The 18,651-nt window shown below is 45.3% G+C and carries 20 protein-coding genes and 1 other RNA gene; 6 read left to right on the top strand and 15 right to left on the bottom strand.

From position 1 onward, the window contains the following. Positions 1 to 93 precede the first annotated feature (93 nt). The 3 genes from MHI52_RS10685 to MHI52_RS10675 form a co-directional block, all read right to left on the bottom strand. Positions 94 to 576 carry a DUF309 domain-containing protein gene (locus MHI52_RS10685; protein WP_074094460.1) on the bottom strand — a complete coding sequence of 161 codons (483 nt, stop codon included), beginning with the start codon at positions 574 to 576 and terminating at the stop codon, positions 94 to 96. Then, entirely contained in the window at positions 563 to 1,378 is an 816-nt protein-coding gene (locus MHI52_RS10680) for a GTP pyrophosphokinase family protein (RefSeq protein ID WP_036609636.1), read from the bottom strand. Before MHI52_RS10680 ends, MHI52_RS10685 begins: the two co-directional genes overlap by 14 nt. 135 nt (positions 1,379 to 1,513) lie before the next feature. Further along, positions 1,514 to 2,611, bottom strand: coding sequence for a quinone-dependent dihydroorotate dehydrogenase (locus MHI52_RS10675; RefSeq protein ID WP_076318428.1), 1,098 nt, complete (start codon positions 2,609 to 2,611; stop codon positions 1,514 to 1,516). Between the two features lie 255 nt (positions 2,612 to 2,866). Here MHI52_RS10675 and MHI52_RS10670 point away from each other — a divergent pair, with 255 nt between their 5' ends. Next, complete coding sequence (locus MHI52_RS10670; RefSeq protein WP_017689367.1) at positions 2,867 to 3,004, top strand: hypothetical protein; 138 nt, start codon at positions 2,867 to 2,869, stop codon at positions 3,002 to 3,004. 42 nt (positions 3,005 to 3,046) lie between these two features. Here the strand turns inward: MHI52_RS10670 and MHI52_RS10665 are convergent, their stop codons facing one another. The 3 genes from MHI52_RS10665 to MHI52_RS10655 all read right to left on the bottom strand — a co-directional run bounded on the left by MHI52_RS10665 (position 3,047) and on the right by MHI52_RS10655 (position 6,368). Then, positions 3,047 to 4,489, bottom strand: a complete 1,443-nt coding sequence (locus MHI52_RS10665; RefSeq protein WP_405158987.1) for a L,D-transpeptidase family protein — start codon at positions 4,487 to 4,489, stop codon at positions 3,047 to 3,049. A 218-nt stretch (positions 4,490 to 4,707) separates the two neighbouring features. Continuing rightward, positions 4,708 to 4,950 carry a ferredoxin gene (locus MHI52_RS10660; protein ID WP_017689369.1) on the bottom strand — a complete coding sequence of 81 codons (243 nt, stop codon included), beginning with the start codon at positions 4,948 to 4,950 and terminating at the stop codon, positions 4,708 to 4,710. Positions 4,951 to 5,066: 116 nt separating this feature from the next. Then, positions 5,067 to 6,368: a DNA polymerase IV gene (locus MHI52_RS10655; RefSeq protein WP_076249898.1), complete on the bottom strand. Its 1,302-nt coding sequence runs from the start codon at positions 6,366 to 6,368 to the stop codon at positions 5,067 to 5,069. A 531-nt stretch (positions 6,369 to 6,899) separates the two neighbouring features. Here MHI52_RS10655 and cimA point away from each other — a divergent pair. Then, entirely contained in the window at positions 6,900 to 8,519 is a 1,620-nt protein-coding gene (gene cimA / locus MHI52_RS10650) for a citramalate synthase (RefSeq protein ID WP_047842385.1), read from the top strand. 82 nt (positions 8,520 to 8,601) lie between these two features. Here cimA and MHI52_RS10645 read toward each other — a convergent pair whose 3' ends face one another. Then, positions 8,602 to 9,153, bottom strand: a complete 552-nt coding sequence (locus MHI52_RS10645; RefSeq protein ID WP_076318425.1) for a TlpA disulfide reductase family protein — start codon at positions 9,151 to 9,153, stop codon at positions 8,602 to 8,604. Positions 9,154 to 9,379: 226 nt separating this feature from the next. On the opposite strand from MHI52_RS10645, the gene MHI52_RS10640 reads away from it, so the two are divergent. Continuing rightward, positions 9,380 to 9,871 (top strand): M67 family metallopeptidase, encoded by a 492-nt coding sequence (locus MHI52_RS10640; RefSeq protein ID WP_405158986.1) that lies wholly within the window; start codon positions 9,380 to 9,382, stop codon positions 9,869 to 9,871. Here the strand turns inward: MHI52_RS10640 and MHI52_RS10635 are convergent. From MHI52_RS10635 to MHI52_RS10625, 3 genes are read right to left on the bottom strand one after another with little or no spacing between them, the layout of a single operon-like run. After that, on the bottom strand, positions 9,857 to 10,594 hold the full coding sequence (locus tag MHI52_RS10635; protein WP_017689374.1) for an exonuclease domain-containing protein: 738 nt from the start codon (positions 10,592 to 10,594) through the stop codon (positions 9,857 to 9,859). The two genes, MHI52_RS10640 and MHI52_RS10635, sit on opposite strands and share 15 nt — an antisense overlap. Next, on the bottom strand, positions 10,591 to 11,676 hold the full coding sequence (locus tag MHI52_RS10630) for a DUF294 nucleotidyltransferase-like domain-containing protein (protein WP_405159378.1): 1,086 nt from the start codon (positions 11,674 to 11,676) through the stop codon (positions 10,591 to 10,593). Before MHI52_RS10630 ends, MHI52_RS10635 begins: the two co-directional genes overlap by 4 nt. Positions 11,677 to 11,717: 41 nt before the next feature. Then, positions 11,718 to 13,118 carry an ammonium transporter gene (locus MHI52_RS10625; protein WP_076326943.1) on the bottom strand — a complete coding sequence of 467 codons (1,401 nt, stop codon included), beginning with the start codon at positions 13,116 to 13,118 and terminating at the stop codon, positions 11,718 to 11,720. 352 nt (positions 13,119 to 13,470) lie between these two features. On the opposite strand from MHI52_RS10625, the gene MHI52_RS10620 reads away from it, so the two are divergent. Further along, positions 13,471 to 13,899, top strand: a complete 429-nt coding sequence (locus tag MHI52_RS10620; RefSeq protein WP_017689377.1) for a MerR family transcriptional regulator — start codon at positions 13,471 to 13,473, stop codon at positions 13,897 to 13,899. A gap of 28 nt (positions 13,900 to 13,927) precedes the next feature. Beyond that, entirely contained in the window at positions 13,928 to 14,608 is a 681-nt protein-coding gene (locus MHI52_RS10615; protein WP_036609646.1) for a zinc metallopeptidase, read from the top strand. A gap of 43 nt (positions 14,609 to 14,651) precedes the next feature. Here MHI52_RS10615 and MHI52_RS10610 read toward each other — a convergent pair whose 3' ends face one another. Both MHI52_RS10610 and MHI52_RS10605 read right to left on the bottom strand, forming a co-directional pair. Continuing rightward, entirely contained in the window at positions 14,652 to 15,563 is a 912-nt protein-coding gene (locus MHI52_RS10610) for a LysR family transcriptional regulator (protein ID WP_036609648.1), read from the bottom strand. Between the two features lie 69 nt (positions 15,564 to 15,632). Further along, positions 15,633 to 16,259, bottom strand: a complete 627-nt coding sequence (locus MHI52_RS10605; RefSeq protein WP_036670140.1) for a rhomboid family intramembrane serine protease — start codon at positions 16,257 to 16,259, stop codon at positions 15,633 to 15,635. A 148-nt stretch (positions 16,260 to 16,407) separates the two neighbouring features. Here MHI52_RS10605 and tpx point away from each other — a divergent pair, with 148 nt between their 5' ends. Continuing rightward, positions 16,408 to 16,926, top strand: a complete 519-nt coding sequence (gene tpx / locus MHI52_RS10600) for a thiol peroxidase (RefSeq protein WP_036609653.1) — start codon at positions 16,408 to 16,410, stop codon at positions 16,924 to 16,926. Positions 16,927 to 16,998: 72 nt separating this feature from the next. Here tpx and MHI52_RS10595 read toward each other — a convergent pair whose 3' ends face one another. The 3 genes from MHI52_RS10595 to MHI52_RS10585 all read right to left on the bottom strand — a co-directional run bounded on the left by MHI52_RS10595 (position 16,999) and on the right by MHI52_RS10585 (position 18,629). Beyond that, positions 16,999 to 17,391, bottom strand: a complete 393-nt coding sequence (locus tag MHI52_RS10595) for a DUF1499 domain-containing protein (RefSeq protein ID WP_017689382.1) — start codon at positions 17,389 to 17,391, stop codon at positions 16,999 to 17,001. Between the two features lie 182 nt (positions 17,392 to 17,573). After that, positions 17,574 to 17,765, bottom strand: a non-coding RNA gene (gene ssrS, locus MHI52_RS10590) — 6S RNA. A 51-nt stretch (positions 17,766 to 17,816) separates the two neighbouring features. Continuing rightward, positions 17,817 to 18,629 (bottom strand): YesL family protein, encoded by an 813-nt coding sequence (locus MHI52_RS10585; RefSeq protein ID WP_036609655.1) that lies wholly within the window; start codon positions 18,627 to 18,629, stop codon positions 17,817 to 17,819. Between the last annotated feature and the right edge of the window lie 22 nt (positions 18,630 to 18,651).

Genomic DNA, 18,651 nt, shown 5'->3' with positions numbered 1-18,651 from the left:
GATCGTTCCCTTTACAGGAATCGTCGGGGTGTTTCATATACATGGAACTTCATATCCATGGGATGCTCATTTGAATGTTAACGTGATTACGGTTCAACTTTTACTCTGATCCATCGCCTTCATCTTCTCTTCGTATATTCGCCCTCTGGTAGGACTCCGGCGCTGCGGAATATTAGGTTTTAGCTCAAGCGATCTTCTAGATATCTCTTGTTCTAAGACCTCATCAACAATTCGTATGGACAAATCCCTGTAAGTTACAGACTGAACATCTGATTGGGACAGTTGCTTCACGATTTCCTGTACATCCCGTACCAAAGCCCCTAGGTCAATGCCCAGAATCGTAGCAGGATAAGGTTCCAGAAGATCAAGTGAGCTCTGTAACATCATCGTTCCTCCGCGGAGATTGCCATTCCTGAAGTGGTATAAACCAACTGCAATTTGCAACAACCCTTTATAGAGAGAATCCCGGTTACGTTCCAGCCACAATTCTTCCAACACCTCATGGCACTCGAAATAATCCTGATCCCGATTGAAGTAGATTAAGTAGTCAACGTACAGTGGCTCATAGATGCTCATCCGGGTTTTCGCCCTTTCTGGCGTTGTTCAGAAGTTTCTTCACGTCATCCAGCAAGTCTTTGAGCCCTTCCATATCATGCCGTTCCCAGTAATCGTTAAATCGCTTCTGTGCTTCAATTGCTTCACTGACAAGGTGGTAGAAGTATAATTGATGAATGATATTCAATGTTCTTGACACGATATTGGAATCATCCTCAAATGCCTTCTGCGCCTCCAAAATCTGTAGACGAATAGCAGACATCTCGTTGTCCAGTATAAACGCGGCCTCAGCCGTTTTTTTCAGCCTGGTTCTCATCTCATCAGGTAACCCTTCGCGAAACTTGTAACTCAGCGAATGTTCAATGGTAGCCCAGAAATTCATGGCAAGTGTCCGGATCTGTATCTCGGCCAAAACTTTCTTTTGTCCCAGAGCCGTCTGAACGGGATACTCAATAATCATATGGAAGCTTCGGTAGCCGCTCTCTTTGAAATTCGTAATGTAATCTTTCTCAATGAGTACCGTGAGATCCTTACGGCCTCGAATATACTCGGCAACCCGACGGATATCATCCACGAACTGGCACATAATGCGGATACCTGCAATATCCTCAATGCCTGTTTCCACGTCATCAAGCGACACATTCAGTCGTCTGGATTTCTCCAGAATACTGGATATTTTTTTGACACGACCGGTAACGAATTCAATCGGGGCATACTCTTCCCGTTTCTTCAGTTCCGCTCGCATTGTCTTAAACTTGACTTTCAATTCCTCTACCGCTTGTTCATAAGGAAGTAAAAATGTACCCCAGTCTCTACCGTCCATGCTTATGCCTCCTGTCTCTATAGCGTCCCCTGTTCTATTCCATTATACATGATGTTTGGTGGGGGGAAGAGTCCCGAACCATTTTACGCTCTTCCCATGCTTCTATATTTTCATTCCGGGGATTCACATTCCTTCTTAACGATGCTCCGCACCAACCGCTTCAGAGATATGACGATAACCGTCCTTGCGCAGCAACTCACGCAGTCCGGCATGAATGCGCCGATTCACCTCAGGTCCTTCATAGATCAATGCTGTATATATTTCGACCAAGCTTGCTCCGGCTTTAATTTTCTCGTAAGCATCCTCACTTGTGAAAATGCCACCTGAACCGATAATCGGAAGTTTGCCTTCGGTCTGGCGATAGATCTGGCGAATAATCTCCGTCGAACGATCACGTAGAGGTTTACCGCTCAGACCGCCTGTTTCCTTCGCATGTTGGTGGGAAAGTCCTGTACGACTGATGGTTGTGTTCGTTGCAATAATACCAGCAACACCGCTGTCTGCAATTGTGCGAACCATATATTCAAGTTCCTGATCATTCACATCCGGTGCAATCTTCACCAGAACGGATTTGGTCGCTCCGCCCGCTCGTGCATGTTGCACGTTCATCTCGTTCATAACCGCAGCGAGCAGTTCCTTCAATTCATTCCCATGTTGCAGATTACGCAAATCCGGTGTATTTGGTGAACTGATATTAACCACGAATAGATCAGCATAATTGTATAGTGCCTGAATGCACTTCGAATAGTCCAGGTGAGCTTCCTCATTAGAAGTTGCCTTATTTTTGCCGATGTTAACAGCCACTGGAATACGCCGATCCTGTAGACGTGCCAATTCACCTGCCATGGCTTCCGCACCAAGATTGTTGAAGCCCATTCGGTTCACCAACGCCTCATCTGGAGGCAAACGGAACAGCCGTGGTTGATCGTTACCAGGTTGTGCAAGTGGTGTCACGGTTCCCACTTCCATGAATCCAAATCCGATGGAAGAAAAGCCCGTTACGGCCTGCCCGTTTTTGTCCAGACCCGCAGCCAGACCAACAGGTGTAGGGAAATGACACCCAAACATGTCAACAGCCAGATCAGACGTTTCACGAACGCCGTACATCACACGCAGTCCGGAAGGAACCGGACGGATGCTACCCACGCCACTAAGGCCGCCAATAATCAGATGATGGGCCTGTTCAGGGTCCATTTTGAACAACAAAGGTTTAGCAAGACTTCTGTATAACAAATCACTCACTCCGTTCTGGTCCGGTACGCCAAAAAGCCGTTGTCCGTCTTTTCATATGTAAAAAAACACTCTACTCACAAGTTTATCTGTTTCTTATTAAAAAGGAAAGTAGTTTGCGCATAGACAGCACAAATCGAATAATACAAAATGCTCACAAGAAATCCACCCGCCCACTGGAAATGACGAGTTGAATTCTTTACAATGAGAACATGGTTACTCTACACCAGTTCTATTCCAAATAAGGAGGAATAACTCATGGCTCCCAAACGTAAACCACCTGCATTACAGCAAAAGAAAGAAGAAGTGAATCGCAAAGCCATTGCATGGACAGCAGCCAGTGTAGGCGGCTTGATCATCATCATTGGTGCTCTTATCATTATTGCCAACATGTAGATGATTCAGGCTGAATCCATCTGATTCTACATATCAAACAGATCAATTCAGCCAGTGATACGTTTTGTTCGGATTATTTTGCTTTGGAACAAGTGTATGCTGATAACGCTGCTTTGCTTCTGGAACAAGCGTCAGATCTGGCAGTACATCTTCTCCAATGCGTATCGGAGTGCCTTGCGGAGCAAGAGCGAATAACTCTTCTACATCTCCTGTGCGCATTCTCACACATCCAAGGGACTCATCCAGTCCGATACTGTCTGGCTCGTTGGTCCCGTGGATGGCATAATTCGTATTCGAGAGTTGCATACCTCTGCTTCCAAACTCCCCGTTCGAGCGTCCATTCGGATTGACCACTTTATCTGTAATGACAAATGACCCCTCCGGTGTTCGATCACCGCCAAGTCCCACATCATACATACGAACAATGGTATCCCCACTGATTAATGCAAGTTTATGTTTATCCTTATCAATGACAATCTCCAGCGGTTCCTGCAAAAAAGGCTGACCTCCCAGCGTATCTGCAAAAGCGGCATTGTTGCCTTGAGACAAATTCGAAGATGTTGAACCATTCTCTTTACCACTCGAATCGTTCTTTCCTTCCTGTACCTTTCCTTGATGCAAAGCTAGCAGCTTCGGAAACATCTCGGTCATCCCTGACGCAGTCTCTCCCAGAATATTGTTCGGAAATGGCTGAGCCATTTGCGTTACACTCTTGGGCCAAGCGTCATTTTTTTTGCGATAGGCAACGATTGCACTTGATAATGATGCAGCTGCTTCCTGCTTGGCGGTCCACGCCAAGGCCATCTTTTTGATTTTCGGTGTAATTTCAGGAGGTTCACAGTTACATTGCTTGGCATCATAACTCTGTGCAGTTAATTTCCCGCTTGTATTGGTTTGTACTATGTATTTCACAGGCATATTTCGCTTCCATAAAGACCAGTCATCCGAGGTTTGCATACCCAGTACAGCAGAGGTCTCTACTTTTGGGCCAGACCCGGACCAGGCAGCTGCGAGCGCAGCCTCGCCATGATTACCTCCACCAAATGCCGCAGCAGTGAACACATTGCTTGGCGCAATGGATGCAGTTCCAACCTGTTTATCCGCTTCTACAGGCGCTTCGATGTCATCTGTGGATTCCAGTGTTGCTGACAGTGCGTCGGCCGCTTCCCGACTGAAACCCGGAGCGTCCGCAGGTGGCAGACCTGCCAGCACAAGCAGCATGAGCAACGTGAGCCACATTTTGCGTCTACGTTGTTTTTTCTCTTTTTGCTCAGACATCTCCACCAGTTTCTCCTGATAGTCTACCCAGATGTCCGCAGGAGCTTTACTGCGTTCAAATGCCTCATAAACCTCGCCCGCTTGCTGAAAACAATAGTTGGCTTTGGCCTCCTGTCCTTCGCCCAAATACTCCTTTCCGAGCAAGTACCAAGCCATTTTATTGTCGGGATGTTTCTTAACATATGTTCTTAGATGAGTATTTTGCATCCGATCCTCCACTATTTCGCCTTTTTCCGTATATCATTATATATCGGCATAACCAGGCGTTGAATCCATAGGACTTGAGTACCCGGTGGAAAAAAGGGGGTTCGACAATGTTCGTCCTTGATCCATAGTCAGATAATCACAGTTAAATGAATGCAAAAAAAGCACCTTCCCTTGTCGTTACGACAAAAGAAAGTGCTCTATGTTCATGTGAGAGATACTTAGCCTTCTTTATTGAAAGGCTCGTCCGCTACTTTGATTGAATCTGTAGGGCAGCCATCGCATGCATCCTGCATATCGTCAAACAAGTCGTCTGGAATAGCTTTGACACCATGGTTAGCATCGCCGTCAAAGATAACTTCAGCCAAACCTTCATCATCATAATCGTAGATGTCTGGAGCCGTTGCTCCACAAGCGCCACATGCGATGCATGTGTCTTTTTCAACCCAAGTATATTTACTCATTTACATTCTCTCCTCCTAAAATTCAAAACGTACAGTGTTTTTATCTAGAAACATATTAATACAAAGTAAGGATAATTACAAACATTTTGCAACCACAAGTCTCTATTATCCCTTATTTAATCAAGACTTTGCAAGTTATCTTTTTGCAGGGAAGTACCGCGCACTTTATGATTACGAAGCAGCACGGAAGGATCGTCTCCAAGCATGCCCGCGGTCACAACAGCATTCTCACCAAATTTATCACGTAACTGATCCATAATCCGAATCAGATTGTCCTTCTTGGGCTTCTGCTCATATTCGAACAAGTCCATCTGTACAGCGGATTCCTCTCTTGGAATCAGGTTTTGAAGTGTCACACCCAGCATGCGTACAGGTTTGCCACTACCCCAATGCTTCTCAAATAGTTTACAGGCCTCACGGTAAATGACCGTTGCATCCTCCGTAGGAACTTCCATTAGACGTGATCGGGTGATTGTCTTCATATCCGGTGTCCGGATTGTAATCTGAATACCCTGACTGAACATTTCGTGCTTGCGCAACCTTCTGGCTACCTGGTCACTTATATTGAGGAACACCCGATGAATCTCATTCATATCCGATACATCCGCCGGTAAAGTGGTTGTATGCCCAATGGATTTATTGGCCTCACGTTCCGCGTGAACTGCGGAATGGTTAATGCCATTCGCGGAATTTTTGAGCCATGCTCCATTAACTCCAAATAGTTCGGTCAACATGTTCTCATCCGACTTGGCCAATTGACCAATCGTTTCAATGCCCAGTTTTTTCAACTTTTCGGCCGTTTTTTTGCCAATGCCAAACATCTCGTTGCATGGTCTGTGCCAAAGAATCCGGGGTACATCCCTCATGCGTAAAATGGAGATACCGTTCGGTTTTTTCAGATCCGAAGCCATTTTCGCCAGTAATTTGTTGGGCGCAATGCCTATGGAACATGGCAGCCCCAATTCATCCTTGATTCTCCGCTGAATGCTCTCCGCAATCTCCATTGGATTCCCGAATTGCCTTGAACCTGTAATATCAAGATAACATTCATCAATGGATGTCGCCTCAAGTTGAGGCGTATAACTATACGCAATCTGCATGAAGGCTCTTGAATATTGACGATATAAATGAAAATCAGGACGTATCACAATGAGATCAGGGCACTTTTTCATGGCTTGGTGCACAACCATACCTGTTGAGATGCCTCGATTACGAGCGGCATATGAGCAGGTTACAATTACACCCTTTCGCAGTTCACTGCTGCCCGCGACGGCCGTTGCTTTTCCTCTATATAAATCTGGTTCCTCGGCTTCATGTACAGAGCAGTAGAAAGCATTCATATCGACATGCAGAATTACCCGTCCGGCTGCAGGGTAATATTGATCCACATTTGCTGGAGGATTGCCGCCTGAAGACATCATGAACCCCCGCCCTTTCTTGCACACTAATTAATGAAACGAATTTCTTTCTTCTATAGTATATCAAACCCGTTATGTTAATTCAGTCATGAGCATTTATTTTCTGCGAGATCTGATCAGAGACCGAATAATTAACCAGCCTACACTCACAAAAAGTATCAAAGTGATCAGAGCAATAATCGTATTTTCCCATACAAAAGTCAAAATTAACCCTCCTTTTCTTCCATATATTCCAATTAAAACTCAATAATAGATTATAACATACATCCGGTTTATGATTAACATCCTTCTTTTTTCTCTAAAATACGTTAATTGTTACATGAAACTGCGATTTCTATGTAGCATTTGGCTATAATGGTGCTATAATAATTAATTATACAAATTGACGACTTTAGGACAAATCAGCGCATTGAGTTTAACACAGTGTAGCGTTGCCGAATCGAAGGATTCGTCCACTAACGTACTTAACAGCTTTTCCTAACTTAAAATCCAAACTTTTAAAAGAGCGCTTTATCTCAAAGGAGGATCTTCATGTCAAAGGCCATTTCCATCTTCGATACGACTTTACGTGACGGCACACAAGGGGAGGGTGTCAGCTTATCGGCAGACGACAAACTCAAAATTGCCAAGAAGCTTGATGACCTGGGTGTCCATTATATTGAAGGCGGAATTCCCGGCAGCAATACCAAGGACATTGAGTTTTTCAAAAGAGTCAAGGAATTAAACCTGAACGCAAAGGTTGTTGCTTTTGGCAGTACCCGCCGAAAAGGCAGTGTTGCTAGTGAAGACGCCAACCTGAAGCGCATGATCGAATCTGGTGCTCAGGCTGCAACCTTGGTCGGTAAATCATGGGACTTCCATGTGCATACCGCTTTGCAGACTACTTTGGAAGAAAATTTGTCCATGATCTATGATTCCATCGCCTATCTGAAACAGAATGGAATGGAAGTGATCTTTGATGCAGAACACTTCTTTGACGGATTCAAACATAACCCGGAGTATGCTCAAGCGGTCTTGACCAAGGCCCACGAAGCTGGAGCGGACTGGCTCGTTATGTGTGATACCAACGGCGGGACGATGCCAAACGAGGTGCACGAGATCGTATCCACATTGCATAGAAGCCTGCCTCATGCACATCTCGGGATCCATACACATAATGATTGTGAACTGGCTGTGGCCAACACACTCAGCGCTGTACAAGCCGGAGCCCGTCAAGTGCAAGGAACGATGAACGGTTATGGAGAGCGTTGCGGTAACGCCAATCTCGCATCCATTATCCCGAACCTGCAACTGAAACTTGGCTATGAATGTGTTACTGATGATTCCATGAGACAACTTACAAACGTGGCTCGTTATGTTAGCGAGATTGCCAATGTGAATATGCCGATTAATCAGCCTTATGTCGGCAATGCTGCTTTTGCTCATAAAGGTGGAATTCACGTCTCTGCCATCCTGCGGGATTCACGTACCTATGAACACATCGTGCCTGAACTGGTTGGTAACAAACAACGTGTGCTGGTCTCTGAACTTGCCGGACAAAGTAACATTGTATCCAAAGCACAGGAACTGGGGCTTGAGTTCGATCCAAGCAGTGCCAATTCACGTCAGATTATTGAGAAGATCAAAGACCTGGAACATCAGGGTTACCAGTTCGAAGGTGCAGATGCTTCGCTTGAATTGTTAATTCGTGAAGCGAACGGTGACATGAAAGAATTGTTCACGTTTGAATCATTCAAAATGCTTGTGGAGAAAACGGCGGGTAAATCCGTTGTTTCTGAAGCTTTTGTCAAAGTGAATATCGCTGGAACAAGCGCTTATACCGCTGCTGAGGGCAATGGTCCGGTTAACGCACTCGATAACGCCCTTCGGAAAGCGCTGGTGCAATATTTCCCTTCACTTGCCAACATGCATCTGTCGGACTACAAAGTGCGTGTTCTGGATGAGAAGGATGCCACAGCTGCTAAAGTTCGCGTATTGATCGAATCCAAAAATACGGAGAACACATGGAACACTGTTGGTGTATCCGAGAACGTGATTGAAGCAAGTTGGGAAGCGCTTGTTCACAGTTTCCGCTATGCTTTGCTTCAAGAAAAATTACAGGATGAGCCGGGCACACTCCCTATTCCTGCTCATGGGATAAGCAACCACTAATAACGCTTATTTCCCGGAAAATATAAAGAAGCCTCTGTACCCATGATTCATGGATGCAAAGGCTTCTTTGTTTACATGAAAATTAATTCGCAATTAACTTTTTAATCTTACGTTCCAACTCTTTCTCAGGCAATATGCCCAGAACAATCTCCTGTATAACTCCTCTGGAGTCAATCAGAACATTCGTTGGAAAAGCCACCCCATTGTATTGAGCATACACAGTCCCCTTCTCATCCAAGGGAATAGGGAATGTCAGCTGGTACTCATCTACAAAAGCTTTGGCATCTTTGAGTTTATCGTATGACGTTACATTAACCCCATACATGTCAAGCTTATCCTTGTATTTCGCAGCCATTCTGTTCAGCTCTGGTGCTTCCTGCTTACACGGCTCACACCAGGATGCCCAGAAACTGACGAACGTGGCCTTATCTTTGGCACCGCCCACACTGTACGTCTCTCCATCCATTGCTGTCAGAGAAAAAGCAGGTGCCAGAAGACCCGCACGTGGTCCCGTCTCAGTAGGCATCGGTTCTTCCTGCTTAAAGACGGCTGCAATGCCGTCACCCGCATTCTGGGCCAGTGCAATACCAACCAGCAAGACAGCACCAAGGAGTATGTATATGTTTCGTTTCATAACCCGCCACCCTTTTATATAATTAGCACATTGAAACTGAAACCGTAATTTCTGCACATGCTAAGTGTTTATCACGCTCTATCATAGTTCACCAGAACATGATTCCCAAATGTTCTCTTTATTATTGTACCCTTTTCCTTTAAAATTTTACAATCCGCATCACAGAAAATAAAATGAAAAAGGACTCCTGCCGTAGCAGGAGCCAAAGAGAGAGGGGTGAATACAAATGGCAGCACTTCACGGGCAGCAAAACGCCTTCTACATCCCTTCTTCCGTAGAACAAGAGATGTCAAAGCACATGTTCCTTTCGCTACCACAAGAAGCCTGCGGGGTTATGCTGGGTGAAACCACAGCGGGCGGTATACGAATCAGTCGGTTTCAGCCCATTCGTAACGTAGCACCTGACCCGCTGCACCATTTTACTCTGGACGATGCCGAATGGATTCGGTGCGTATTCTCCGAGCCCAAGCTCATCGGTATCTTCCATTCTCATCCCCAGACCAGGCCTGTTCCTTCCTTAGAGGACTTGCAAGCTCTTCCGGCCTTCGCCGGTTTGCTTCAGATGTACCTCATCGGCTCACCCGACCTTACAAGCGGGTCGCGATCTCATATGCATCTGAACGGTTATCTGATTGAATCTTCGAAGGAATCGCAGGATCCGGCACAACACGTTGTGCCTTCATACAATCTGCTTCCCGTTCCGTTATGCGTGACTTAGCTGGGTATACAGATCACCCAAGGTCTCCACATTTTTACGAGTCATGTCCTCCAAGTAGCAGGACCATAACTGTGCAGTCATTTTTGAATCTTCCAGTGCATGGTGACGTCCATAGATCGGAATCCCTCTGGATTCCAGCAATTCATCCAGACCATACCCCGGCCTGCTTGGTTCAAGCCAGCGGGCCAACATCATCGTATCGATTAAACGATGCGTCAGCCTTACCTTTGAAGTCCGCCACAGAGCTGCATTCAGAAAGGCTCGGTCATGCGCACTTGCGTGTGCAATCAGAACATTTCCACCTACAAAAGACATGAAATCATGCAACCCTTCCAGCAAAGTTGGTGCGTCCAACGTCATCTCCTGTGTAATACCTGTAAGTTCAGTAATATGTTCCGGAACCGCAGTCTTGGACTGCACCACCGTGTAGAACTGCTCCCCTTCCAGTACCACACCACCATGTATACGGACCGCACCAAATGAGATAATCTCATCCCCATGCTGGGGCGAAAATCCCGTCGTTTCCAGATCAAATACAACTGCGTCCAACTCATTTAGAGGTGTATGCAGAACCTCAGGTCTGCGCTGTTCTCTCATCATAGAGCGGATAAACGCCATGTGTTGCGCCGTAGGGGCTCCCATAATGGAAGCGATGGCGGAAGGAACCCCTCCCTGACGCAGCGAATTCCAGAATCCTGTATTGCCCCTTGCCGGCTCTCTCATGGACGTCTCCTTTCTGCAAAACGCAACTGTCTTTGCAAAGCACGATGCACTCGTCGTACCAACCCGAGCGTATCCCTGAGCTCATAATGAATTTGCTTTTGTTTCATCTGTTTCTCATCCAGGAACCCACTGCTATGTTGCAAATCCCCTTGGATGACAACCGGTGTACTTCGGCGAAATTTCAAAGCGGCAAAGAAGGCCCGCTGGCATGCATCCAGTAATGTAAATGGAACAGCTTCAAGTGAAGTCAGTCTCTCCATTCTTTTTAACGTAGATGACTCCTTGATTCCATGTTGCAAAGCCAAATAACGAGCACTGTTCACCAGCGGAATGTACAAACCATACTTGACATCAAATCCGCCTGCATGTTCACCAAATCGTTCTGTGACCACACGTCCAAGTACATTTAATGTAGCTTTATGTTTAACCGTATTGCGAAGAACCGCATCCGAAAGTTCAGGAATCAGTCTGAACTGTTCATAAAAACTCGTGATCCATTCCTCCGCCAGACTTTGCTCACCTGCAACAAAACGCATGTCTGAAGCAATAATCAGATTACGAACGGGCTCCCAATTCAGATCCGAGCTCCAATCTGCTAATTGTTGTTTCCATGACGCCAGCGTTTTTCTCCAGAGTGGCTCAGAGCACATGACTTTACCTTCGCACTTGGCGTAACCAAGCTCTTCTAACACATCCGTCATTCGCTGTCCGAGCTGAGCAAAATATTCCTCTTTACCTTCATGCGGAGTATCGCTAATGATCATACCATTATCCTGATCACTCCATAACGTTGCTTCTTCCCTGCCGGAACTGCCAAATACGATAAAGGCATAGGGGACGGGAGGTTGGCCGAAGCCTTCCTCAACCATCCCCTGAATGCATAACTCTACTGCTTTCCGTGCAATCCGGTCATGCAGTTCATTTACCGTTTGGTACCACTCGATCGGCGACAAGGAAGCGGACAACAATCCCTGGAGCTCGTTCTGTAATATCACACGTGCCTGGCGCAGTTCTTGAGAAGACACCGCACCATCGATTCCCTGATAAGACCAGGAATAGTTTGTATACGAGATGGGTTCCATCATGTCCAGCCTCCTTGAAGCATGATTCAGCATCATTCACCTCAGGAGCTGAACGTACCACCATTGGATTTAGAATCTACATTTTTCATTTGTTCAGGGTATCCGTAAGTACCGTGCTCACTGATATCCAGACCCATTGTTTCTTCTTCTTCAGTAACACGGATGCCCATGATCGCTTTCATACCGCCCAGAATAATGAAGGACATTACCAGTACGAAGGCAAAAGCACCTACCAGACCGAGAAGCTGTACGCCCAATTGGTGGAATCCACCGCCATAGAACAGACCCGCTTGACCTACACCCGCATGCTCAGCAAGTTCTGGTGTAGCGAACAAACCTGTGGAGATTGCTCCCCACATACCAGCAACACCGTGTACGGAGAAAGCGTAGATTGGATCGTCAATTCCTTTACGATCGAAGTACTGTGCTGTGAAGAATGTGATAACACCAGCCAAAGCACCGATAACCAAAGCTGCCCAAGGTTCTACAAAGGCACAAGCACCTGTAATTGCAACGAGTGCCGCAAGCACACCGTTCAACATGCTAGGAATATCGGACTTGCCAAGAACTGCCCAAGAAATCAACAGTGCAGCAACACCACCAGCTGCAGCAGCTACGTTAGTAGTTAATGCAACATAACCAAAGAATCCGTCATCCAAGGCCGTTAACGTACTACCTGGGTTGAAACCGAACCAACCGATCCAGAGGATAATAACCCCGAGTACGGAATACACTTGGTTGTGACCTGGAATGATGTTAGGTTTGCCGTCTTTGTTGTATTTACCAATACGTGGTTTCAACAAGATGGTCGCTACCAATGCTGCAGTCGCACCAGTCAAGTGAACAACCGTCGATCCTGCAAAGTCTTGCATACCCAGCTCAGCCAACCAGCCGCCGCCCCATACCCAGTGAGCAACAACCGGATACATGATAATGGTATAAAGTGTACCGAATACAATATATACGCTCATTTTTGCACGTTCAGCCATACCACCGCAGGCAATGGCCAGAGATACCGCCGCAAAAGCGAGGTGGAAAACGAATTTAACAGTCAGTGGAACATCGGAGAAAGCCAGTGATTCGAAGGAAGCAGCCATCTTGTCACCGCTCAGGAAAAATCCTGTTGTTCCAAAGAAGCTGTTACCATTACCGAAACCAAGACCGAAACCCAAAGCCCAGAAGGCAATAACTGAAATTCCCAATGTCAGGATGGTCTTACCCGCAATGTGTCCTGCATTCTTCATTCGTGTTGAACCCGCTTCAAGTAAAGCAAATCCCCCTTGCATCAAGAACACGAGTACAACAGCCAGAAACGTAAAGGCTGAGTTCAAACCACTTTGAAGTTCAATGTTAGTCGGACCCTCCGCAGCCGCAAATGCGCTAACCGGAAAAGCGAACAAAGTAAGCATTACTAACATGGAAACCAACCATTTCTTTCTCATATACCCCACTCCCTCTTATGTTAAGTTTCTTCACATAACGTGAAACTCTTAATGTCATTATAAGCAGAAGAGAGGAAAGTTGACAAGAGTATTTTCATCAAAACTGAAAATTATTTCTGGGAATAAAGTCTTACGTCTTTTTCTTGCACTTAAGTACATAATCACATTCTATGAGTACATAGATATAGAAATGCAGTGTGCTGATTACCAAAGCATAACGTTTGACTGTACGGTTAAAGATCATGTATCATACTTATTAGTAAGAAAAATTGGGCGTAGTCTAGAAATTCACAAGTGGAAACTACAATTCCCTACATTTGAACTTGCAAGCGAGGTGAATATCATTGGGGATATGAAACTTTTTCGGATTGGCGAACTTGCCAAGACCGCTGGTGTTAGTGAACGGACGATTGATTATTACACAAAGCTTGGACTAATCGCTCCCGAAGAACGTACACAAAAAAATTATCGTCTCTATAGTAATGAAACTTTAACGAGGCTTGAACGTATTGTACAGATGAAACAAGAGAAGTATAGTCTCGACGAGATTAAACAATCTCTTGAGAAGTGGCGTCTGGTTAGTACAGAAGAACAAGTTGCCAGCAAATTGACAACATTGGAACTTCACGTACAACAACTTGAGCGAGAGGTTAACGAACTCAAACCGCTACTTGGAGAGATGAAACCTGTACAAGCACGTAAAATGATGGCAGGACTCCTCACCAAAAGTGCCGGTACAATGGAGGCACTAAAAATCTTGCTTGAGAACACCATGATGTAGCTTATTCTTAGAAAGCGGAGGAATGAATATGAGTTTTAATAACGGTATGTTCGTATTGATCATTATCGCCTTTTTGCTCTCTTTATGGGCGCAATTTCGCGTTAAAGGTACGTTTAGACGTTGGTCGGAGGTACCGAACCAGAACGGAATGACTGGTTACGATGCCGCTCGCCAGATGCTTGATGCTAACGGCCTGCATGATGTTCCAATTGAACCTGTACGTGGTACACTCTCTGATCACTATGATCCGATCAATCGGGTTGTACGTTTATCAGAACCAGTATATTACGAAAACTCAATCTCAGCTGTTTCGGTAGCGTGTCACGAAGTTGGCCACGCCATTCAGCATAAAGAAAGTTATCCGATGCTGGCACTGCGTCACCGGATCTTCCCAATTGTGAACTTTGCATCCGGATTAGCTCCATTCCTGTTAATTGCAGGATTCATCTTCAATGCCATGAACCTTGTAGGTATCGGTATCATCTTCTTCTCCGTAACTGTAGCATTCCAACTCATCACTTTACCGGTTGAGTTCAATGCAAGTAATCGCGCTAGAGAGATTATGGTATCCGAAGGGTACATCCGTAATGAAGAAGAAAAAGGTGTTGCAAAAGTTCTGAATGCCGCAGCCTTGACTTACGTTGCTGCAGCGTTGATTTCACTGCTTGAGTTGATTCGTTACATCGGAATCTTCAACAGCCGCGATTAATTGGATACTTAATACAACAAAAACAAAAAACAATACCCCACCGTTAATCGGATGGGGTATTGTTTTGTTGTAAACCGAAATAATCAAGCAAGAATGAACGAAAGGACTGAGCAACCAGCGGCAGTTTATCATGAGCACGATGAATTAACCCGATAGTTCGCGTTACTTTTGGATGGGAGATAGCCACATGTGCCGGTTGCAACGGATTCGTCTGGAATAACGCCATCTCAGGCAGCAGACTGACCCCCATGCCCGCAGCGACCAATCCGCGGATGGTGTCGGTCTCTTCCCCTTCAAAAGCGATCTTGGGTGTAAAACCAGCTTCCAGACAGGCATGCCACACAATAGGACGAAGAGAATAACCTTTGCTAAACAATACAAATTTATCATCCTTGAGCTGTTCAAGCGCAATTGTCTCTTCACCAGCTAACGGGTGATTAGGAGGAAGGATCGCATGTAATTCTTCCGTGAGTACAATATCGCCATCTACTTGATCATGCTTCTCTGGAAAAGGAGAAATGAATGCCAAGTCTACCTCTCCGGATAACACATCACGAATCAGCGTAGGGAACATCCCCTGCTTGAATCTGAATTTCACGTTGGGGTAGCGCTGACGGAAAGCAGCCACCACGGAAGGAATGAGATGAATTCCCAGGCTATGCGGAAACCCAATTCGAATCTCTCCATGCTCCGGGTCCAGAAACTCATGAACTTCCCCAACTGCCTTGTCCAAATCTTTTAATATACCTTCAATTCGTTTGCAAAAAAGCTGCCCCACTGCAGTCAACTGCAGGTTTCGTCCCTTTTGCATAAAAAGGTCCACGCCCAGTTCTTCTTCCAGCTGATGAATCTGACGACTCACCGCCGACTGTGCCACATGCAACTCTTCAGCAGCCTGTGTTACATGTTCCTTCTGTGCCACTTTCAAAAAGTAATGCAACTGTCTTAATTCCACTCGCCTGATCGCTCCAATCTGTTATACCCTACTTATCCTTGACTGTATTCCATCTTGAGAACGTTCTGACTACCGCTTTAAGCTGCGGGGTTTCCACAATCTGATCAACAGTCCGTAAATAAAGAATCCACCCAACAATCCGCCAAGGTGAGCCATCCAGTTGATGCCTGACATGGCGAAGGAGAATATGATCCCGAACAAAAGCAATGTGTACATCGTTTTGCGCGAAGCCTCGTCCATCATCGTTCGCTGGAACAGCGCTACATACAGGAATGCACCATAGACGGCATAGATCGCTCCTGAAGCACCTACCGAGATGGTAATACTCCCAACCGAGTTGTACCACGCAACAGCAAGAATATTACCCAATACACCACCACCCAGGTACAATACACCATACCTTACCGACCCGAGCAAACGCTCCATCGGTGGAGCAAATACAATTAACGCAAAGCTGTTAAACAATAAATGACCGAAGCCCGCATGCAGGAACATGGATGTAATGTAACGCCACCATTCATGCGCGAACAGTTCATGATTCGTAAGTGCCCCAAATTTCAGCAACACCATATTGTTCGTTGATCCACCGTTCACCGTTAACACAATAAACATGACTACATTGGCAATTAAAAAAAGCGACGTCAAAGGGAAATACTTCAAATAACCTTTCCAGTTCTCATAGCGAATAAATATCATAAATTTCTTCTTTCACTCCACCCTGTTCAGATCGGACTCACATCTCTGATCCATCGTAATGGTACATGCCCGAATTGGACAATGCCTTTCATAAAAGATTATAATGGATTTTGGCACGGATCACCAATTTATAAGGAGGAACATTATTATGACACAAGAACGTACAGGCGCAGCCACATTTAAAGGCAACCCTATTACATTGATCGGACCCGAACTGAAAGTGGGCGATCAAGCACCTGATTTTACACTGAGCAAGAACCTGGTTGAGGATGCTTCCCTGAAAGACTTCGCAGGCAAAATCAAATTAATCAGCGTTGTTCCTTCCCTGGATACTGGCGTATGCGATGCGCAAACTCGTCGTTTCAACGTGGAAGCTGGAGAACTCGGAGACAATGTTGTTGTCTTGACAGTCAGTGTTGACCTTCCGTTTGCTCAGGCTCGTTGGTGTGGAGCAGCTGGTGTTGACCGCGTAGTTACATTGTCAGACTACAAAACACGTTCTTTCGGTGAAGACTACGGCGTTCTGATCAAAGAATTCCAACTCGACATGCGCTCCATTTTTGTTTTGGATGCCGAAGACCGGATTACATATGTGGAGTATTTGCCTGAAATGACAGACTCCCCTAACTTCGAACAAGCGATTGCTGCTGTAAAAGCTTTGCTGTAGAAGTTATCATACGTTCAGAACAAAAGCGAGGAAGGTTAACCTTCACTCGCTTTTTGTTATTTATCATCTATTTCAATCATTTGCTTTATACTTGCTTAGCTTTTTATCCAGTACAGAGAATAAGTTCATAATCGTGCGATAATTGGAACCCAAGTCTCCAAGTGAACCACGTGAAGCTGAATACATATCCACCGCACTGCGAACAGGACTTACTGAGATAATGGAAACTGTAATATCCATCGTCCGTCCAAAGGTAGTCCGCTTCTCCAGAATAACTTCTCCAACAGAAGGCACTTCATGCAGCACTTTATAACCCGGAATCTTTTTGAGTGTCGAAGAGACCTCTTCCCAGGCTCTGTCTTTGGATAAGTTATAATACCGTGTTTTTAATTTGGGATCCTTGGCTCGATCGCTGGTCCCCTCCATGCTGCGGATGATACCGACGAGCGTTCTCTTTAAGGTCAAGACCCTTCCTCCTTTGATTGTAACCGTTCCATTTATGTATCTTAGTGTAACATTGTTCAAGTAGTAACAAAAGGGCAAGCATCATATTTATCATAAAACCAATCAAAAACATTCATCACAACTTAAAAACACCCTGAAATTCCTTTTGTAGAGGAAAAGTCAGGGTGCTGTACATGAAGATTTAGGAACCCGCCTATGCCGTCCGGCTACATTGTCTTATGAACCTGCTTGGCAGGTGGGTGACCGCAAAAATGCTTTTTGAAGTCCCCATGTCGTATAGACAGGGCTTTTCAGCAACATTCTGTGTTGATCTCCCGAAGACATCATCATTGGTTCAAAACAACGAATAACCGAAACGTACATCGCAGGATGTACAATTATTATATCCCTAACTGTGTAAAAAGTAAATGGCGATTCATCATGTTTTATTTTTGCAATGTAATGTTTTTGTCGTCTGATGGCTCAGGTGTTTCACCATTCTCTGCTGATTGTTCAGCCAGTGCAGCAGCTTCCTCTTCTTCCTTCTTGAGTTGCATCTTCTCCATCTGCTCCTGCATCTTATTGAAGGTTGCGTAGAAGTTAAAGAAAGCAAACCAGGCAATGATGCTGATAATGAAGAAAACAAACAAGACCGGATAACGGAAACCGATGTAGAACAGCAATCCACTTCCCAGCAATGTGGAAAATACACGGAATGGTCTGATCAGCGTAAGCAATACCGCGTTTTTGATAATGAGTCCGATGGACATATGATAATGTACAACCATCGAGAAAAAGTTAAAGAGTGATACAAATAACAAGAGAAGCAGTACTAACATGATGATTCCCACGAGCTGCATATTGCGGAACTGCGTCATGTACACTGTATAATCCAGATACATAATCGCGAATAGCAGTGTGTAAAAAATACCCCCAATTAAACTTTGCTTGTAGTTTTCCTTGTAACCTACAAAGAAAGTACGGAAGATCGGTACATCCGTATCGCCCATATTCCATTTACGAACAACCGTAAACAGCGCCGAAGTCGCCGGGAACAGTGTAAGCGGTGCCACAATAGCTATAGCCCAGTTCATTTGCAATGATTCGTTTGCCAGGTTCTGCTGCATCACGAGCAGTTTCATAATCAAGAAAAACAAGAACGGAGACGAACAAATAGCCCACAACAGATTGGTTGCGGCCAGTCTCGTAATCCACTCTGTAAGCCGGTAGATCCCACCCATAGCTCCTTTAAATTCCAAACATTTCTCCTCCTCTGCAGCC

The sequence above is a fragment of the Paenibacillus sp. FSL H8-0283 genome, assembly GCF_045040675.1.
Classification (GTDB): Bacteria; Bacillota; Bacilli; order Paenibacillales; family Paenibacillaceae; genus Paenibacillus; species Paenibacillus amylolyticus.
This window is presented reverse-complemented; position numbering and strand designations above follow the sequence as displayed.